At 69.6% G+C, this 15,462-nt stretch carries 19 protein-coding genes; 12 read left to right on the forward strand and 7 right to left on the reverse strand.

The window, feature by feature from the left end; genetic code table 11:
* On the forward strand, nt 1-269 hold a 269-nt coding region (locus BU198_RS18285; RefSeq protein WP_188297931.1), incomplete at its 5' end, for a lasso peptide biosynthesis B2 protein.
* A 515-nt stretch (nt 270-784) separates the two neighbouring features.
* Nucleotides 785-1,378 carry a hypothetical protein gene (locus BU198_RS18290; RefSeq protein ID WP_223244584.1) on the forward strand — a complete coding sequence of 198 codons (594 nt, stop codon included), beginning with the start codon at nt 785-787 and terminating at the stop codon, nt 1,376-1,378.
* A 78-nt stretch (nt 1,379-1,456) separates the two neighbouring features.
* Here the strand turns inward: BU198_RS18290 and BU198_RS18295 are convergent, their stop codons facing one another.
* Nucleotides 1,457-2,035 (reverse strand): carbonic anhydrase, encoded by a 579-nt coding sequence (locus tag BU198_RS18295; RefSeq protein ID WP_223244590.1) that lies wholly within the window; start codon nt 2,033-2,035, stop codon nt 1,457-1,459.
* A 213-nt stretch (nt 2,036-2,248) separates the two neighbouring features.
* Nucleotides 2,249-3,358, reverse strand: coding sequence for a PP2C family protein-serine/threonine phosphatase (locus BU198_RS18300; protein ID WP_223244585.1), 1,110 nt, complete (start codon nt 3,356-3,358; stop codon nt 2,249-2,251).
* 170 nt (nt 3,359-3,528) lie between these two features.
* Here BU198_RS18300 and BU198_RS18305 point away from each other — a divergent pair, with 170 nt between their 5' ends.
* On the forward strand, nt 3,529-3,981 hold the full coding sequence (locus BU198_RS18305) for a helix-turn-helix transcriptional regulator (protein ID WP_223244591.1): 453 nt from the start codon (nt 3,529-3,531) through the stop codon (nt 3,979-3,981).
* Between the two features lie 5 nt (nt 3,982-3,986).
* The gene (locus BU198_RS18310) at nt 3,987-4,403 is read left to right on the forward strand and encodes a VOC family protein (protein WP_188297933.1); all 417 of its coding nucleotides are present in this window, start codon (nt 3,987-3,989) and stop codon (nt 4,401-4,403) included.
* A 222-nt stretch (nt 4,404-4,625) separates the two neighbouring features.
* Here the strand turns inward: BU198_RS18310 and BU198_RS18315 are convergent, their stop codons facing one another.
* Together BU198_RS18315 and BU198_RS42245 are read right to left on the reverse strand one after the other, a co-directional pair.
* Nucleotides 4,626-5,615, reverse strand: coding sequence for a transcriptional regulator (locus tag BU198_RS18315; protein ID WP_223244594.1), 990 nt, complete (start codon nt 5,613-5,615; stop codon nt 4,626-4,628).
* Nucleotides 5,501-5,851: a helix-turn-helix transcriptional regulator gene (locus tag BU198_RS42245; RefSeq protein ID WP_223244586.1), complete on the reverse strand. Its 351-nt coding sequence runs from the start codon at nt 5,849-5,851 to the stop codon at nt 5,501-5,503. The genes BU198_RS18315 and BU198_RS42245 overlap by 115 nt, the downstream gene beginning before the upstream one ends.
* 348 nt (nt 5,852-6,199) lie before the next feature.
* Here BU198_RS42245 and tgmA point away from each other — a divergent pair, with 348 nt between their 5' ends.
* The 4 genes from tgmA to BU198_RS18335 all read left to right on the forward strand — a co-directional run bounded on the left by tgmA (nt 6,200) and on the right by BU198_RS18335 (nt 8,783).
* A complete protein-coding gene (tgmA, locus tag BU198_RS18320; RefSeq protein ID WP_223244587.1) occupies nt 6,200-6,463 on the forward strand; it encodes a putative ATP-grasp-modified RiPP in 264 nt (87 codons plus the stop codon).
* Nucleotides 6,464-6,474: 11 nt separating this feature from the next.
* Entirely contained in the window at nt 6,475-7,428 is a 954-nt protein-coding gene (gene tgmB, locus BU198_RS18325) for an ATP-grasp ribosomal peptide maturase (protein WP_188297934.1), read from the forward strand.
* A complete protein-coding gene (gene tgmC / locus BU198_RS18330) occupies nt 7,425-8,540 on the forward strand; it encodes an ATP-grasp peptide maturase system methyltransferase (protein WP_317620184.1) in 1,116 nt (371 codons plus the stop codon). Before tgmB ends, tgmC begins: the two co-directional genes overlap by 4 nt.
* A 120-nt stretch (nt 8,541-8,660) precedes the next feature.
* Nucleotides 8,661-8,783: a hypothetical protein gene (locus BU198_RS18335; protein WP_411293206.1), complete on the forward strand. Its 123-nt coding sequence runs from the start codon at nt 8,661-8,663 to the stop codon at nt 8,781-8,783.
* Nucleotides 8,784-8,839: 56 nt separating this feature from the next.
* Here the strand turns inward: BU198_RS18335 and BU198_RS18340 are convergent, their stop codons facing one another.
* The 3 genes from BU198_RS18340 to BU198_RS18350 all read right to left on the reverse strand — a co-directional run bounded on the left by BU198_RS18340 (nt 8,840) and on the right by BU198_RS18350 (nt 12,508).
* Nucleotides 8,840-9,223 carry a VOC family protein gene (locus tag BU198_RS18340; protein WP_188297936.1) on the reverse strand — a complete coding sequence of 128 codons (384 nt, stop codon included), beginning with the start codon at nt 9,221-9,223 and terminating at the stop codon, nt 8,840-8,842.
* 63 nt (nt 9,224-9,286) lie between these two features.
* Nucleotides 9,287-10,519: an FAD-dependent monooxygenase gene (locus BU198_RS18345; RefSeq protein WP_188297937.1), complete on the reverse strand. Its 1,233-nt coding sequence runs from the start codon at nt 10,517-10,519 to the stop codon at nt 9,287-9,289.
* 228 nt (nt 10,520-10,747) lie between these two features.
* A complete protein-coding gene (locus tag BU198_RS18350; protein WP_188297938.1) occupies nt 10,748-12,508 on the reverse strand; it encodes a peroxidase family protein in 1,761 nt (586 codons plus the stop codon).
* A gap of 275 nt (nt 12,509-12,783) precedes the next feature.
* Here BU198_RS18350 and BU198_RS18355 point away from each other — a divergent pair, with 275 nt between their 5' ends.
* The 4 genes from BU198_RS18355 to BU198_RS18370 all read left to right on the forward strand — a co-directional run bounded on the left by BU198_RS18355 (nt 12,784) and on the right by BU198_RS18370 (nt 15,415).
* A complete protein-coding gene (locus BU198_RS18355) occupies nt 12,784-13,836 on the forward strand; it encodes a ferritin-like domain-containing protein (protein ID WP_188297939.1) in 1,053 nt (350 codons plus the stop codon).
* Between the two features lie 160 nt (nt 13,837-13,996).
* Entirely contained in the window at nt 13,997-14,431 is a 435-nt protein-coding gene (locus BU198_RS18360; RefSeq protein WP_188297940.1) for a hypothetical protein, read from the forward strand.
* Nucleotides 14,432-14,504: 73 nt separating this feature from the next.
* Nucleotides 14,505-15,047 carry a hypothetical protein gene (locus BU198_RS18365; protein ID WP_188297941.1) on the forward strand — a complete coding sequence of 181 codons (543 nt, stop codon included), beginning with the start codon at nt 14,505-14,507 and terminating at the stop codon, nt 15,045-15,047.
* A gap of 32 nt (nt 15,048-15,079) precedes the next feature.
* Nucleotides 15,080-15,415: a hypothetical protein gene (locus BU198_RS18370; protein WP_188297942.1), complete on the forward strand. Its 336-nt coding sequence runs from the start codon at nt 15,080-15,082 to the stop codon at nt 15,413-15,415.
* The last annotated feature ends 47 nt before the right edge of the window (nt 15,416-15,462 follow it).

Consider the following 15,462-nt stretch of genomic DNA (forward strand, 5'->3'; position numbering starts at 1 on the left):
GGCCCGCCGGCCACGCCGAGGCGCTGGCCGCCCGGCAGGCCGTGGTCGCGCTCAGCATGCGCTGCGCCGGCCAGGGCTGCCTCCAACGCTCCATCGCCGCAGCGCTGTTGTGCCGCACCCGGGGCTCCTGGCCGACCTGGCGCACGGGCGTGCGGACCGCCCCGTTCCGCGCCCACGCGTGGATCGAGGCCGACGGCACGCCCGTCGGCGAGCCGCCCGAGATCGCCCACTTCCACCCGATGATCACTGTTGAGCCGTTGAGCCGTTGAGCCGTTGAGCCGTTGAGCCGTTGAGCCGTTGAGCCGTTGAGCCGCAACCGCGTTCTGGCTCACATCCGCCCCGGAGGGCGTGACCGCTGCCCGCCGTGGCGCACCCGCTCGTACCGTTGAGGTGCGCGGGACCTGCGGGTGCGGTGCGCCGGATCCGGGTGGAGGAGCGGGCCCTGCTGCGGGCGGTGGGCGAGCGCTACGGCGTGTACGCGCGCGGCCGCAAACGCCTGGTGCCCGGCCAGTGGTGAGGGTGCCCCGGAGCCGGGGCCGCCGTCGGCACGATCAGGAAGGCGGCGGCCCCGGCCCCGGTACGGGTGCCGTACGGGCGGGGCATCGACCGCGGATGCCCGTACGGCTGCGGTCGGCACCCATTCCACGACTTCAACAGCACTTGAAGTCAAGCCCTGCCCGAGCCGAACCCCCGCCCGAAGGTGCCGTCCACGCCCGGGGTAGCCTCGCTCCCGGTGGGGGCCTGCGGAGGACAGACACGGACAAGACGGACAAGGGGCGGGCGGATGACTGAGCAGCAGCACAGCTACTGGCGGGCGTCGGACGGCGCGGCGGTCAGCGCCGCCCAGGCGCACATCGTGTGGACCAGGGCGGCCTACCCCGCACTGGTGGCGGTGGCACGCCACTACCACGCGGTGATCAGCTACCCGGACCTGGCCGAGGCGGTCCAGGAGGCCTCCGGGGTACGCACCCGGGTCAACCAGCGGCACTGGATCGGCAAGGTGCTGGCCCTGGTGATCCGCGAGGCACACCGGCGCGGCGACCCGCCGCTGACGGCCCTGGTGGTGCACGCCACGGACGGCAGGGTCGGCCCGGGCTACCAGGAGGTGCTGGCGGTCGCCGGACAGCCGCCGGTGGCCGAGGAGATGGACCGCGAGCAGCACGCCGCCGCCGCCCGCCTGGCCTGCTACCGGCACTTCGGCGCCGACCTGCCCGCCGACGGCGGCACACCCGCCCTCGCCCCGCGCCTGCGCGCCACGGTCGAGCGCAAGGCCGCCGCCACCGCCGTGCCGCGGCCGCCGGCGATCTGTCCGACCTGCTTCCTCCAGCTGCCCGCGACACGGGTGTGCGACTCCTGCGGGGAGACCATCGCGCCCTGAGCGCCGCACCTCCCGTACCGCACCCGCCGTCCTCGGGAAGGGCAGCCGCTCCCCGAGGACGGACGGGAGAACCCGCTGTCAGCCCACCGGACCGTGGGCCGAGACCAGCCGCGCCCGGCCGTCGAGCAGCCGGTAGGACAGCCCCACCACGGCCACCTTCCCCTCGGCGACCCGGGCGGCCAGCGCCTGCGAGCGCTCCACCAGCAGGTCCACGGTCTGGCGGATGTGCACGTCCACGATCGCGTCCCGGTCCTCGATGCCCGCCGCCTTCGCGGACAGCACGCTCGGGGTCACCCGCTCCACCACGTCCCGGACGAAACCGCTCGGCATCCGCCCCTGCTCCAGGGAGTCCAGCGCCGCCGCCACCGCACCGCACGAGTCGTGCCCCAGCACCACCACCAGCGGGCAGTCCAGCACGCTCACCCCGTACTCGATGCTGCCCAGCGCCTCCGCCCCGGTGACGTGCCCGGCGGTGCGCACCACGAACAGGTCGCCGAGGCCCTGGTCGAAGATGATCTCGGCGGCCAGCCGGGAGTCCGAACAGCCGAACAGCACCGCGAAGGGCCGCTGCGCCGGGGCGAGCGCCGTGCGGCGCCCGGCGTCCTGGTTGGGGTGCTCGGGGTTGCCCGAGACGAACCGGGCGTTGCCCTCCATCATCACCCGCAGCGCCTGGGCGGGGTCGGTCAGGAAGTCGTCCGTCGGGCCGTCCGTCAGGCCGGACGCAGCGTCGGACTCCGAGTCGGGCTCGGAAGCGGATATCGGTGTGGGGATCATGCCAGCACCCTAGATCGCCGCAGGTCGAGCCCGCAGCCGGGGGTCACAGGGCGGACGGGCGGCCGAGACCCCCCTACGGTGCCCGGCGCCTGCCGTCTACGGTGCCCGGCGCAGGGCGAGGACGGTGACGTCGTCGCGGCTGCGGCCCCCGCTCCACAGGCGCGCCCGCCGGTCCAGGGCCTCGGGCAGGGCGTCGGCGGGAACGCCGGCCAGCTCCGCCAGACCCCGCTCGACCGGGTAGAACGCCCCCGAGGCGTCCTGCGCCTCGGTGACCCCGTCGGTCAGCAGCACCAGCACCCCGTCCCCGGGCAGCGCGAAGCGCCGTACCGGGCGCCGCACGCCGCCGGCCAGCGAGGCGAGGCCCAGCGGGACCCCGGCGTCCAGCACGACGGACTCCACCCGGCCGCCGGGGCGCAGCAGATAGGGGGCGAGGTGCCCGCAGTTGACGGCCCGCACCTCGACACCGCCCCCGTCCCCGCTGCGGACGTCCAGCACGGTGGCGGTGACGAAACGCTCCTGCTCGCCGCTCTGCACCGCGTACGCGTTGTGCCGCTCCACCGCCGCCTCCAGCGCGTCGGCGACGGCGGGCAGCCGCGCCTCGCGGAACGCCGCCTCCCGGAAGGCGCTCAGCACCGCGAAGCCCGTCCCGATCGCGGGCAGGCCCTTGCCCTGGACGTCACCGACCAGCACCCGGGTGCCGTGCGGGGTGGCGGCGATGTCGTACAGGTCACCGCCGACCAGCGCGTCCTGCTCCACCGGCCGGTACAGCCCGTCCAGACGCACGTCGGAGGTGGTCACCGGCAGCGGGCGCAGCAGCTGGCGCTGGAGGGCGACGGCGCTCTGCCGCATCCGGGACAGCTGCCGCTCCCGGCGCACCCGCCGCGCGCACAGACCGATCACCGCGCCCTCGGCGGCGATCACGCCCAGCAGGGTGCCGAGGCGGGCCGTCAGGTCACCGGGCGGGAACAGCACCGAGTGGACCGCCACCACGGCGGTCACCCACGCGGAGACGGCCACCGTCTGGGCGACGGTGCCCAGACCCGCCAGCAGCGCGGGCAGGAACACCAGCAGCAGCGCCAGCCGGGAGCTGGTACCGCTGGCCGCCTGGACGAGCAGCACGGCGGCGGTCGCGGCCAGCACACCGAGGGCCACCGCCCCGTTGCCGGGCGCACGCGGGGAATCGGGCTGCTGATCGTCGCGGTCCAACCCGTCGCCCTCTCCGCCGTCCGGCCGTCCCTCCAGGGTGGTCGGCCCGGCGGGGCGGACGCGAGCGGGCTGCGCCGGGCGGGGGACGGCGACTGTCGGAGGCACTGGGTACGGTGGCCGGTGTGCCGCCCTCGTCCTCTCCCTCTCCCTCCTCCGCCCCGTCCTCCCGGCTGCCGCTCGACGACCTCGTGCGGCTGCGCCGGGCCAGGGACCGGATGGACCGCGAGTACGACCAGCCGCTGGACGTCCCCGCGCTGGCCCGCACCGCGCTGATGTCCTCCGGCCACTTCTCGCGCAGCTTCCGCACCGCCTACGGCGAGACTCCGTACAGCTACCTCATGACCCGCCGGATCGAGCGCGCCAAGGCACTGCTGCGCCGCGGGGACCTGAGCGTGACCGAGGTGTGCATGGCGGTGGGCTGTACCTCGCTGGGCTCCTTCAGCACCCGGTTCACCGAGCTGGTGGGGGAGAGCCCGAGCACCTACCGGGCCCGCGACCACGAGGAGGGCGCGGCGATCCCGGCCTGCATCGCCAAGATCCGCACCCGCCCGGCGCGGCGCACGGAGGCCAAGGAGGCCAAGGGGACGGAGGGTGCCGGTGGCCCCGGTGCTCCCGTAGCGTGACGGCCATGAGCATCGAACTCGCGCAGTGCTTCATCGCCGTCGACGACCACGACCGGGCGCTCGCCTTCTACCGCGACGTCCTCGGCTTCGAGGTGCGCAACGACGTCGGCTTCGAGGGCATGCGCTGGGTGACCGTCGGTTCGCCCGACCAGCCCGGCGTCGAGATCGTCCTGGAGCCCCCGCTGGCCGACCCGCACGCCTCCGAGGCCGACCGCCGGGCCGCCGCCGAACTCCTCGCCAAGGGCCTGCTGCGCGGCGTGATCTTCCGTACCGACGACTGCGACTCCACCTTCGAGCGGCTGCGCGCGGCCGGTGCTGAGGTCCTCCAGGAGCCGATGGACCAGCCCTACGGGGTGCGCGACTGCGCCTTCCGCGACCCGTCGGGCAACATGCTGCGCTTCAACCAGCCGCGCACGAAGTAGCCCCGCAGCACGCAGCCCCGTGGCCGGGCGTCGGGTGCCGGCCGTTTTCCTGGCGCTTCGACCGCGCGATTCGGTCCATGGGCCACATGTACGCCCTCGCCAACCGGGCACGCGCAAACCGCAAGGTCTCGCATGGCTCATCAAGCCATTTCGGCGGACCGTAACGGCCCCACTCCGATGTCCCACCAGGGTTCGGAGTGGGGTCATTCGCCATTTTTCCGATCAGTCGGCAGGCCCTATCTGGAGCCTCATTTCTTCATAGACTTCCCGAAGGTCGCGCGCGTCGGAAATCTTGCCAATTTCCACGGCCTTTACCACTTCCAGAGCGCGCCAGTGGTTCGACGGGGCGACTCGGCCCGAGAGCATTGCGCGCTGTGCCGCATGACATGCCTCATCAAGGCGGTTGGTAGTCACCAGGGAAAGCGCGAGGTCAATATTCGCCGAAGCCACCCGGCGAGGCCATTCAGTCGGGTCATTCGACGGAGAAAGACGCGAGATGACCTCTCTTGCATAGGTTTCTGCCGCCGGATCTCCGAGCCACGCCAGAGTGGTTGCGGCGTATGCAATAGATTTCGCGGGGTCGTACTGGAAATGATGTTCTGGCCGATCTGGCGTGCCGAGTGCGGAAGAAAGAACTTGCACTCGATCTATTGCCGAATATGTTTCATTCGAATATCCAAGTCGTGCGAATGCTCGCCCCTGCTGGGCGAGGGACTGAATTTCGACGGAACTCCCAGCGGGCGCCAGCTGCTGCGCTGTGGCGCTGAGTTCCGCGGCGCGGGAGTAGTGACCATCGGTCAGCACTCGCCATGCATCGGTCTCAAAGCACCATGCCTGAATTTCTGAATGCCCGGCGTGCTGCGCCAGGGTCATTGCCGTCCGCAGCCTTGCCGTTGCGGCATCCTGCTGGTCCAGATCAATATGCAGAGTGGCGCCGAGAAGTGAAAACCATCCTCCTATGACCAGTAGTTTCCGATGTTCTTCAAGGGTTTTCTTCGCATCCATCAGACCGGTCACGTACGACGAGTATTTTCGCACCTGGTCCAATAGATCCTGCGGGGCTGCGGTCGGGTACTTGACGGCCAGATCGTGGAAAGTCAGTTCGAGGCGTTCAAGCGTATCTCTTCCGATGTCGCTGGCCGATACCCTGCGCGCAAGCTCCAATGCCTCGATTTCATCGTCGTAGACAGGCGACATGGCGGGAACCTGCACGGCTTGCGAGTGCTCCTGCTCTTGCTTCCCGGCCCGTACAGAAGTGCGTCAAGATCGGTCAGCGTCACCCGCAGAACCTTGGCAAGGGTAGGGCGCTGCCACTCCTGCGGGTCAACTTTTCCGCTTTCCCATCTCGCCACAGTAGAACGGTCAACGCCCGCACTCTGGGCCAAGGATTCCTGAGTGAACCCAAGAGCCTTTCGCCTCTCAACAAAGGCCCCGCGCCGAGCTGTCATGCCGCCTCCCTGTCTCTGATCAACCGTTCTAGCAGGTCAGAGCACACGATGCGGAGGCTATGAGACATGGATGCCACAAGAGTGCGTCATCCCTGCTCTGTTCGCGCGGGGCCTTTGGCTCTGAACTGGTGCCTCACACGACGTCCGGCAGTGATCGGAGGGATTGCGATGCGGCACGAAGCAGCCGTGACCGGCGCCCTGGCGGTCGTCGTCGCCCTCGGCCTGGCCGCCCTGGTTCCGTCCAGGGCGGCGTACAACCCCACATTGCCTGTTCCCGTCCGGCAACAGGCTGGAGCGGGCAGGCGGGTCCTTCGCAGATCCGAGTAACACCGAGATGTAGGAGGAGAGTTGAGCACCGTTTCCGAACTCGTTCCCGTTGCCCCGTGGGGCATGGGACGTATGGTGCCGCTGCGCAACGGTGAGCCGTCGCAGTGGCAGTACGCGGGGCTGGACCCCGCGACGCAGACCGGTCTGTGGTTCGGCGAGGACGGCACCATGACCCCCGCCGAACTGGGCAAGCACGGCACCTCGGTGAACACCTACCCGCCCACCCAGGTGGGCAAGGACGGCAAGGTGGACGGCGACTCCGGCCACGACGCGACGAAGGACTAGGGGGTAACACCATGGACGGACGCCCGGTGCTGGTTTCCACCGAAGCCGAGGACCCGACCGCCGATCTGGTCATAGCGGAGTTGAACCGGCGCCGGGTGCCCGTCCTCCGGTTCGATCCCGGATGCGACTTCCCGACCCGCGCCACGCTGGCCGCTTCGATCACGGCTGACGGATGGTCGGGGAGTCTCACGGTGGGCAGGCGCACTGCCGATCTCTCCGGCGTCCGCGCGCTCTACCATCGGCGGCCGAATCCGTACACGCCGGAGAGTGACCACCAGGCCGGCCGGTTCGCCGCGCAGGAGAACCGCCGGGGGCTCAACGGCGTACTCGGCGCGCTTCCGGGGTGCCTCTACCTGAGCCACCCGCAGGCCATCGCCCGTGCCGAGTACAAGCCCGCTCAACTCGCCGTCGCCTCTGGGCTCGGACTGCCGGTTCCGGCAACGCTGATCACCAACAGCCCCGCCGGAGCAAAGCTGTTCGCCACTGCGCAACCCGCGATCTACAAGCCCTTGCACGCTGGGGCCTACCACGTGGACGGCGAGCCCGCCGGTATTTGGGCGGCCCCGGTCGAGCCGGGGGAGATCACTGACGCGGTGGGCAACTGCGCTCATCTGTTTCAGGCGCAGGTGCCGAAGTCCGGCGACGTGCGCGCCGTGGTCGTCGGGAAACAGGTGTTCTGCGCGCTGATCACCGCCCCTCCCGGGGTGCTCGACTGGCGCAGCGAGTACCAGAACCTGAGTTACGAACCCGTGGAATGCCCCCAGTCGGTCCGGGCTGCTCTGCTGCGGTTCCTCGGTGAGTTCGGCCTGCGCTTCGGGGCGTTCGACTTCGCCGTGACCGCCGAGGGTGAATGGTGGTTCCTGGAGTGCAACCCGAACGGTCAATGGGCGTGGCTGGAGCACGCGGCGGGGCTGCCGATCACGTCCGCTATCGCGGATCTTCTGGAGAACGGAGTAGCCGGGTGAACGAGTCCGAAGAACTGCGGGCGGTACTGGCCGCACAGCTCAAGGAAGCGGGGGTGATCCGTACCGCCGAGTGGGAAGCGGCGGTGCTGGCTGTCCCGCGTGAGGTGTTCCTGCGGGACGGCTGGTTCGAGTACGACGGCGACGGGTGGTACCGGCCCGTGTCGTTGGAGGAGTCACCCGAGCTGATCGGCCGCGTGTACGAGGACGACACGTTGGTGACTCAGCTCGCCGGCTGCGTGGTGCCCCGCCAGGTCGAGGGCCGGTTGGCGCAGGTGCCCACGTCGTCTTCGACGCTGCCCGGTCTGGTGGTCCGGATGCTCGACGACCTGCGGGTGCGGCCCGGCATGTCCGTGCTGGAGGTCGGCACCGGCACCGGATACTCGACTGCCCTGCTGACGCACGTCCTTGGCGACGATCAGGTGACGTCGATCGAGGTGGACGCCGACGTGTCGGCTCGGGCATCCGTGGCGCTGGGCGGACTCGACTACTGGCCCGAACTGGTGGCCGGTGACGGGCTCGCGGGGCACGCCAAGGGGGCGCCGTACGACCGGATCATCGCCACGTGCGGGGTTCGGACCGTTCCGGCCGAGTGGATCACGCAGACCCGACCGGGCGGCGAAATCCTGGTGACCGTGGGCGGCTGGATGAACGCCTCCGAGTTGGTCCGGCTCACGGTCGCCGAGGACGGGACGGCGACCGGTTGGGTACTCGGCGGCGGTGTGTCGTTCATGCTCGCCCGCCCGCACATGCCTCCGCCCCTCGGCATGCTGCCCGCGCTCGACCAGGGCGAGGCCCGTCCGGCGGAGATCGGCGCTGACGTACTCGACCGGTGGGCGGCTCGGTTCGTGGCGCAGTTCGCCGCGCCCACGGCGCAGTACTTCGCCATGCCCCGGAACGGACGCACCGAGCACGTCTTGGTGGACGTGGACGGCGGGTCATGGGCCGTGGTGTTCGAGGACGGGGGCCGCTGGCTGGTCCGCCAGGGCGGACCGGTCCGGCTCTGGGACGCGGTGGCCGAGCTGATCACCCGATGGCGCGTCGCGGGTGAGCCCACGGGCGAGCGGCTGCGGATGGCCGTCAGCACCGAGGGCCAGCGGATCGAATGGAACTGACCCCGGCTGTTCGGGCTGCTTCCCGGTAGGCCCCAGGTACCACCATGCCCTGTGCGGTCTCTCCGACCGTGCGGGGTCCAGCGCGGTCCCGTCCGCCTGTGGGACCGGGTGGAACGGGCCGTGCAGCGCTGGCAGGCCGCCGACGAGCCACACCAGGAGCGGTTCGGGATCACGGTCGCGGCAGCAGGTCAGCGGGTGTGGATCGGTGCCGAGGACGGCCCCGGGTGGGACCTGCCGATCTGACGCGCACGAAGCAGCCCGTGGCCCGCAGCCCGTGGCCGGGCGTCGGGTGCCGGCCGTCAGGCGGGCCGGATGCGGGCGTGCAGGAGGCAGAACTCGTTGCCCTCGGGGTCGGCCAGGACGCGCCAGTTCTCGGCGCCGCTCTGGCCGATGTCGACGGGCCTGGCGCCGAGCGCGAGCAGCCGTTCCAGTTCGGCGTCCTGGTTGCGGTCGGTGGCGTTGACGTCGATGTGCAGCCGGAGTTTGGCGGGCCGCGGGTCGCTGGTGGGGCCGAAGACCAGGGTGGGCTGCGGGCCGCCGAAGCCGGTGCCGGGCGGACCGATCTCGATGCTGCCGTCGCCCTCCCGGCTGAGCTCGACGTAGCCCAGGACCTCGCTCCAGAACACGGCGAGCCGCTCGGGGTCGGCGGCGTCGATGACCAGTTCGCTGATGCGGCATGCCATGGCCCGTGAGCCTACGTGCCGGTCCGGCGGCAGGCCCTCCGACGCTCCGGCCCGGGTGCGTGTTCAGGCGGACCGGACGGGCAGCGGGTAGTCGGGCAGGGCGATGTCGCCGGCCTTGGCGAACTGGGCGGCCATCAGGGGGCGCAGCGGCCAGCGGCCCATCCAGCGCATGGAGGCGGCGCGCAGGCGGATCGTCAGGGCGCTGCCGGGGGCGTAGCCGTTCAGGCCGCCGGGCGGCAGCTCCTGGGCGCGGGCCACGTAGGGGCGCATCAGTTCCTCGTAGCGGGTGAAGGCGGTGCGGAAGTCGCCCGCTGCGGCGGCGAGTTCACCGGCCAGCAGGTAGGCGCCGACCAGCGCGAGACTGGTGCCGAGGCCGGTGAGCGGGCTGGGGCTGTAGCCGGCGTCGCCGAGCAGGGCGATGCGGCCGCGGCTGTAGCGGTCGAGGTGGATCTGGCCGAAGGAGTCGAAGGCGAAGTCCTCGGCGGTGCGCATCCCGGCGAGCAGCCGGTCGCTCTCCCAGCCGGCGCCGGCGAAGCGGTCGGCGAGCAGGCGCTGCTGGGCGGCGGTGTCGCGGCGGTCGTAGGGCAGGGGTGCGCAGCGCACGCCCAGGGAGGCCTTGACCTCGCCGGGCAGCCGGCCGGGGCGGGCGGCCGCGACCAGGCCGCCGGGGGCGTTGTACATCTGGAACCAGCCGTCCAGGGTCCGGGCGAGCGCGGGGTCGTGGACGGTGAACCAGGCGTGGTAGCCGCCGAGGGGGCGGTAGTGGGAGCCGTCGGCGGGGAAGGCGAGGCGGCGCACGGCGGAGTGCAGCCCGTCGGCGCCGACGACCAGGGCGAAGCGCCGGGCGGGGGCGTTCTCGAAGGTGACGGTGACGCCGTCGGCGTCCTGGTCGAGCGCGGTGACGGTGTCGTCCCAGAGGTACTCGACGCCGTCGGTGGCCTCGCGCAGCAGGTCGGCGAGGTCGCCGCGGAGGATCTCGATCTCGGAGACGATGCCCTCGCCGCCGAACAGGTCGACGGGTATCCGGGCGGTGGCCCGGCCGCGCCGGTCGACCAGGGCCAGGCCGTGCTGTTCGACGCACAGCGCGCGGGCCCGTTCCATCAGGCCCATCCGTTCGATGACGGTGCGTCCGGCGCCGCGCAGGTCGACGGCCTGCCCGCCGGGGCGCGGGCCGGGGGCGCGTTCGACGACGGTGGGGGTGAAGCCGTGGCGGCGCAGCCAGTAGGCGAGGGCGGGCCCGGCGATGCCGGCGCCGGAGACGAGGACGTCGGTGGTGGCGGTGGTGTGCTGGTCCATGCCGAGGAATGTACGGCGTACGCATGGGCCCCAACAAGCCCTGTTCTGGGGGTATTTGAAAGTGGTGCACTAGTGCGGCGGGGTGTCGCGGGGCAGGTCGGACGGTGGGCGGAGGGCGTTCGCGCAGGCCGGCGGTCCGGCGGGTGCACTAGTGCACTACGGGTGGCGGTGCCGGGGGCCGGCGGGCCCGGGGGCGGGTGGTTCGGCCCCGAGCCGGCCGGCCCGTCGTCAGACGAGTCCGGCGATGCGTACGAGGTCCGACATGTAGAAGGTGTCCTTCGTGGCGCCGAAGGTCGGCTTCCACGGGTTGGCCGAATGCTTGCTGTTGTAGGTGAGGTACGAGTCCGGGTCGGCCTTGATCAGCGCGGCGATCACCTCGCCGACGATGGCGCTGCCCATGGTGCCGAGTTTGAGGCCGCCCACGTCCGACTTCTCTTCGAGCGCGCCCTCGCCCAGGACGTAGTACCAGGGCGGCACGTGGTCGAACCCGTTGGGCAGCCCGAAGTCCTTCGGCGTGTAGGGGTCATGGCCCGCGTTGTACTTCGCGTACACCTCCTTGGCGAGGTCCTCCCCGGAGGGCAGCCCCTTGGTTTTGTCCTTGCGGACGAAGGAGTTCGCGCGGCGCAGGTTCCGGATGGCGATGGAGAGCAGTGGCGAGTAGGGCTGGTCCTTGTACGGGTTTCCGTCCGGGAGCCCTTCCTTCTCCGTGGAGTCCTCCAGCCACGTAAGGGGGCTGTCGATGGGCGGCGGCATCTGGAGGAAGGCGTGGATGATCTTCCGGTCGAACCTCTTCGCGTACTGGGGTTCGACCTGTGACTGGCCGGCCTCCGGCGGGATCACGAAGAACTGGTGCCAGTCGATGACCTGTTCGGTGCGCAGTGGGGAGAACGGCCGACGGAAGTTGAAGAGGTGGCCGGCCGTGGTGTGGTTCAGGCGGTACTCCTCGACCGGCAGCGAGTGCAGCCGGTAGGCGGCGGTCGTGAACTCCAGGGGCAGGGCGACCGGCGTGTCCTGCGGGGGGTTGAAGAGGAGGAAGGGTGTGCCCGGGGTTTCGGCCGCCGCCTTGACCTTCGCGTACACCGTGTCCTTCACGATCCTCGGGAGCCAGTCGTTGAGGATCATCCACTGGTAGTGCCAGACGACCTGCTGCTTGGCCGTGTCGAAGAGGGCGACGTCCGGGACCGAGCCCTTCAGCATGTCGACCACGGCGTTGTGGAACAGCATGAAGGCGTGGTGGATCTGGATCGAGATGATGGTGTTGTCGTTGCGCGGGTCCGCGATGACCGGGACGCCCTGGGGGTTGCGGGGCACGTCGTAGTCGCGGTTCGGGTCGATCCAGAACTTGCCGACGTCGAGGTTGTCGTAGAACGCGAACGACTGGGTCTTGGGACCGAGTCCGTAGACGTGGGAGAGGTCGACCCTGGCGCTGCGGAAGTTCGTCGTGTCCCCGATGGTGTTGCTGTCGAAGGTCACGTCGGCCTGGAACGTGATGTTGTGGTCGAGGAACTGGCCGAGATAGGTGTAGCCCGCCGGAATGCCGGCGTCGGCGGGGCCTGTCGGTGAACCGACCGGCTTCGCCAGGTACTTGTCGTCGACCTTCTCGCCGAGCTCGGCGCACTTCTTGGGCGGGGTCGGGGGGTTGAGGTCCATCGGGCCGCCGGGTGCGCCGAGTTCCTCGATCAGGTCGTCGCTGGGTGCGTACGCCGTCAGGTCGGGGAACAGCCACTCGTACGTGCCGGTCTCCACGACCGTGTCCCGGAACGCGATCGGGGTGTTCGGTCCGGTGGGGCGGGCGCCGTCGGTCAGGTCCAGGCGCAGCGGGCAGCCGTGGCCGGTGAAGGTCGGGTCGGCCACGCGGAGGCCTTCCGGGTTCAGCGGGGACTGTCCGTCGTGGCCCAGGAGTTGGTCGAGGATCCGGGTGCGGGCCTCCTCCCGGCGGGTGGCGACATCGTCGGCCGGCGCGTCGGCCGTCGTGGTGTCCGTGGTCATCGAAGGGGTTGTCCTTCCGTCGTCCGGGTGACGGCGCCGGGGGCGCTCGCACACGGGGGCTTCGCGGCCGGCTCGGTCCCGGCCGCCCCGCACGCATGCCCGCGGTCCGTCACGCGGGTAACCCCGGCCGCCGAACACCACTGCAACGGCCCGGTCCGTTGACCCGGGCAGCCCGCCCGGGCTGGTGGGCGGTCGCCGGTCGGCCGACGATCGAACGGATACCCGCGCGGGCCGATGGGCCCGTCGCCGAGGAACCGACCACACCGGAGGATGGGATGAGTACCACCACTGTGACGGCTGATGCCGGGACGTCGCTCAGGGCGCGGATCGCCGACGCCGTGCTGTACGACGATCCGGTGGACCCGGTGAAGGCGATCCAGCAGCAGCTCCAGCTGGCGATCGAAGTGGAGTTCGCCACCATCCCGACCTACCTCTGCGGCCTGTGGTCCATCAAGGACAGCGGCAAGAATTCCGAGGCGTACCAGCTGATCAGGAGCGTCGTCAGGGAGGAGATGCTCCACATGGGGCTGGCCTGCAACATGCTCACCGCCGTCGGAGGGACGCCCGTCATCAGCCCCCCGGTGTACCCCACGAGTCTTCCCGCCGGGGTCGAATCCGGCCTGACCGTCCATCTCCAGGGGCTGACCAAGGACTATGTCCAGAAGACCTACATGGTCATCGAGTCCCCGGAGATCCCGTCCCTGCCGCCGCTCACGACCGGGACCCCCGTCACCATCGGAGCCTTCTACGACAAGCTCCTGCAGAAGCTGAGGCGCTACAGCCCGGTGCTGAAGCTGGACAACCAGCTGAACGACTCCGGCCTCGGGCTCTACGAGATCCAGGGCTTCGCCGACATCGAGCGCGCGATCACCGAGATCAAGGCCCAGGGGGAGGGCACGGCCAACCTGCCGGGCATCTCCGACGAGCCGGACGAACTGGCCCACTACTACAAGTTCGCCCAGATCGTGGCGGGCGGAGAGCTCATCAAGAAGGGCACCGGGCGCTGGGAGTACAGCACGGACCTGCCCGTATCCTTCCCCGACGCCTGGCCGATGGCCGAGGTCCCGCAGGGCGGGTACGCGAAGGACCCGACGCAGTACGAGGTGAGCGCCGATCTTCAGAAACAGCTGACGGCGTTCAACACCGCGTACCAGCAGACCGTTCAGCTCCTCCAGGACGCCTGGACGCCCGGCAAGGGCGGGCAGCAGAAGCTGAGTGACGCGGTGACGGCCATGCTGGGGCTGGAGAAGCTGGCCGCCCCGCTCTACGCGACGGTGAACCCGAAGAACAAGGCAGGGAACTACGGGCCGGAGTTCCTCGGGGCGTGAGCCCGCCGAGCCTTGGTCACTCTAGGTAGTTATTCTGCTCCGGGTTGCGGTCTAGGGTGTGGTGGTGTGCTCTGGAAGTGCACGAACCATTGGCCGACTGGGCCGGTCCCCTTGCTTCGGGCCCCCCAGTGGCGCCGAGAACGGGACGAGGGTGAGGGAAATGACGGATACCTTGGTGGGGACAAGGCTGGCCGTAACGGGTGAACCGGCCACCGGGCATTACGGTGATGACATCACCATCACTTTCGATGTCAAAAACACCAGCGACCAGGACGTCGGTGAGGTGACGCTGGTCTTCACGGCGCAGCTGAATGGTAGCGATAACGACGGAGACCTGAAGTTCACAGACGGCGTCGTGACCACCGATGGTGGCGGAGGGCCTTTCGCCGGCGATCTTTCGCTCAGTGACACCGTCCTCACCTGTGAAGGTTTTCATCTCGATCTTCCCAAGGGTGGGAACGTGAAACTTTCCACCACGGTGCACCTCGGCGCGGAATGCCTCAAATATTCCCCTGACGTGGACCTCGTCATCAAAGGGATGCTTTGGCTGACATTTGGGCACGGGGTGGTCCGGATCACGGTCACCACAAGGTGACGAAATTTCGACCTCGTGGAAACCGGCCTCCACTGTTTCCGTCGGTGGAGGCCGGAGGTGATGGGAGAACGTGATGGGAAATCTGATCAAAAACGGTCAGTTCGACATTCCCGACGCCGGTGACGAGCTGCAGCGAATCGGCAGTGACAAGTCCTACATGATCAGCCCCTGGTATCTTCCGGTGGGCGGAAACGTCGACGTGTACAACAGGAAGTTCGGAACTGGCGGACACCAGGCCGTCGATCTGAACGGAGACACGAAGGGCGGCATTGGGCAGGAGTTCACGGCGGAGACCGAATGTGACGTGAGTATCACATGGTATGCGGGGACCAACAGGCACGACGCCTGCAAGGGGAAAGCGCCTTTCAGGTATGTTGTTCACGTGCTCGACAACAATGGTGACGAAGGGGTTTACGTCCTCCTCAAAGGGCCGGGGTCGAACGGTGGGCAGGTTCAAAAAGTAATCGACGATGCGGAGGGAGATTTCACCAAGAATGGTCCCTATACTTTCAAGCCGAAATTTCAGGGATCGTACAAAATTGAATTCATTTCGGACGTCCAGGGAGACTGTGGCGCGGTCATCACGGATGTCCGGGTCGTGCAGACTCCTCTCTGAGGGCACGGGCGTCGGTTCTGGAGGGCGGGAATATGGGGATTGAATTCACGGTCGTCGAGGCGGTCCCGTATGAGCACGGCCGCAGCACGGAGCCGCTGACATGGAATGGGACCGCCACCTTCAGCCATCCCGTCAAGAATGCCGAAGCCGCGATCCAGGCCTTCTCTCTCGAATTCCTGAGAGGCCCCTACAACCCCGGCGAAGCCCCCTACGGAAAGGAGCACGTCGAGTGCTCCGTGGGGAAGCTGACCGGTAACACCGCCGCGGTCCGGGTGACGTTTCTGCTGCGCCCGCGGGATGCCGGGCCCGACTACAACTTCCAGGCCTCGGCGCGGATCCTGGTCATCGCCGAGACGGGGGGGATGTAGTGGAAGCGGTGCGGGGGTGGACGTCCGCCGTCGGCGGCGGACGTCCA

Origin of the sequence: Streptomyces sp. CBMA156 (assembly GCF_014596515.1) — a bacterium.
GTDB lineage: Bacteria > Actinomycetota > Actinomycetes > Streptomycetales > Streptomycetaceae > Kitasatospora.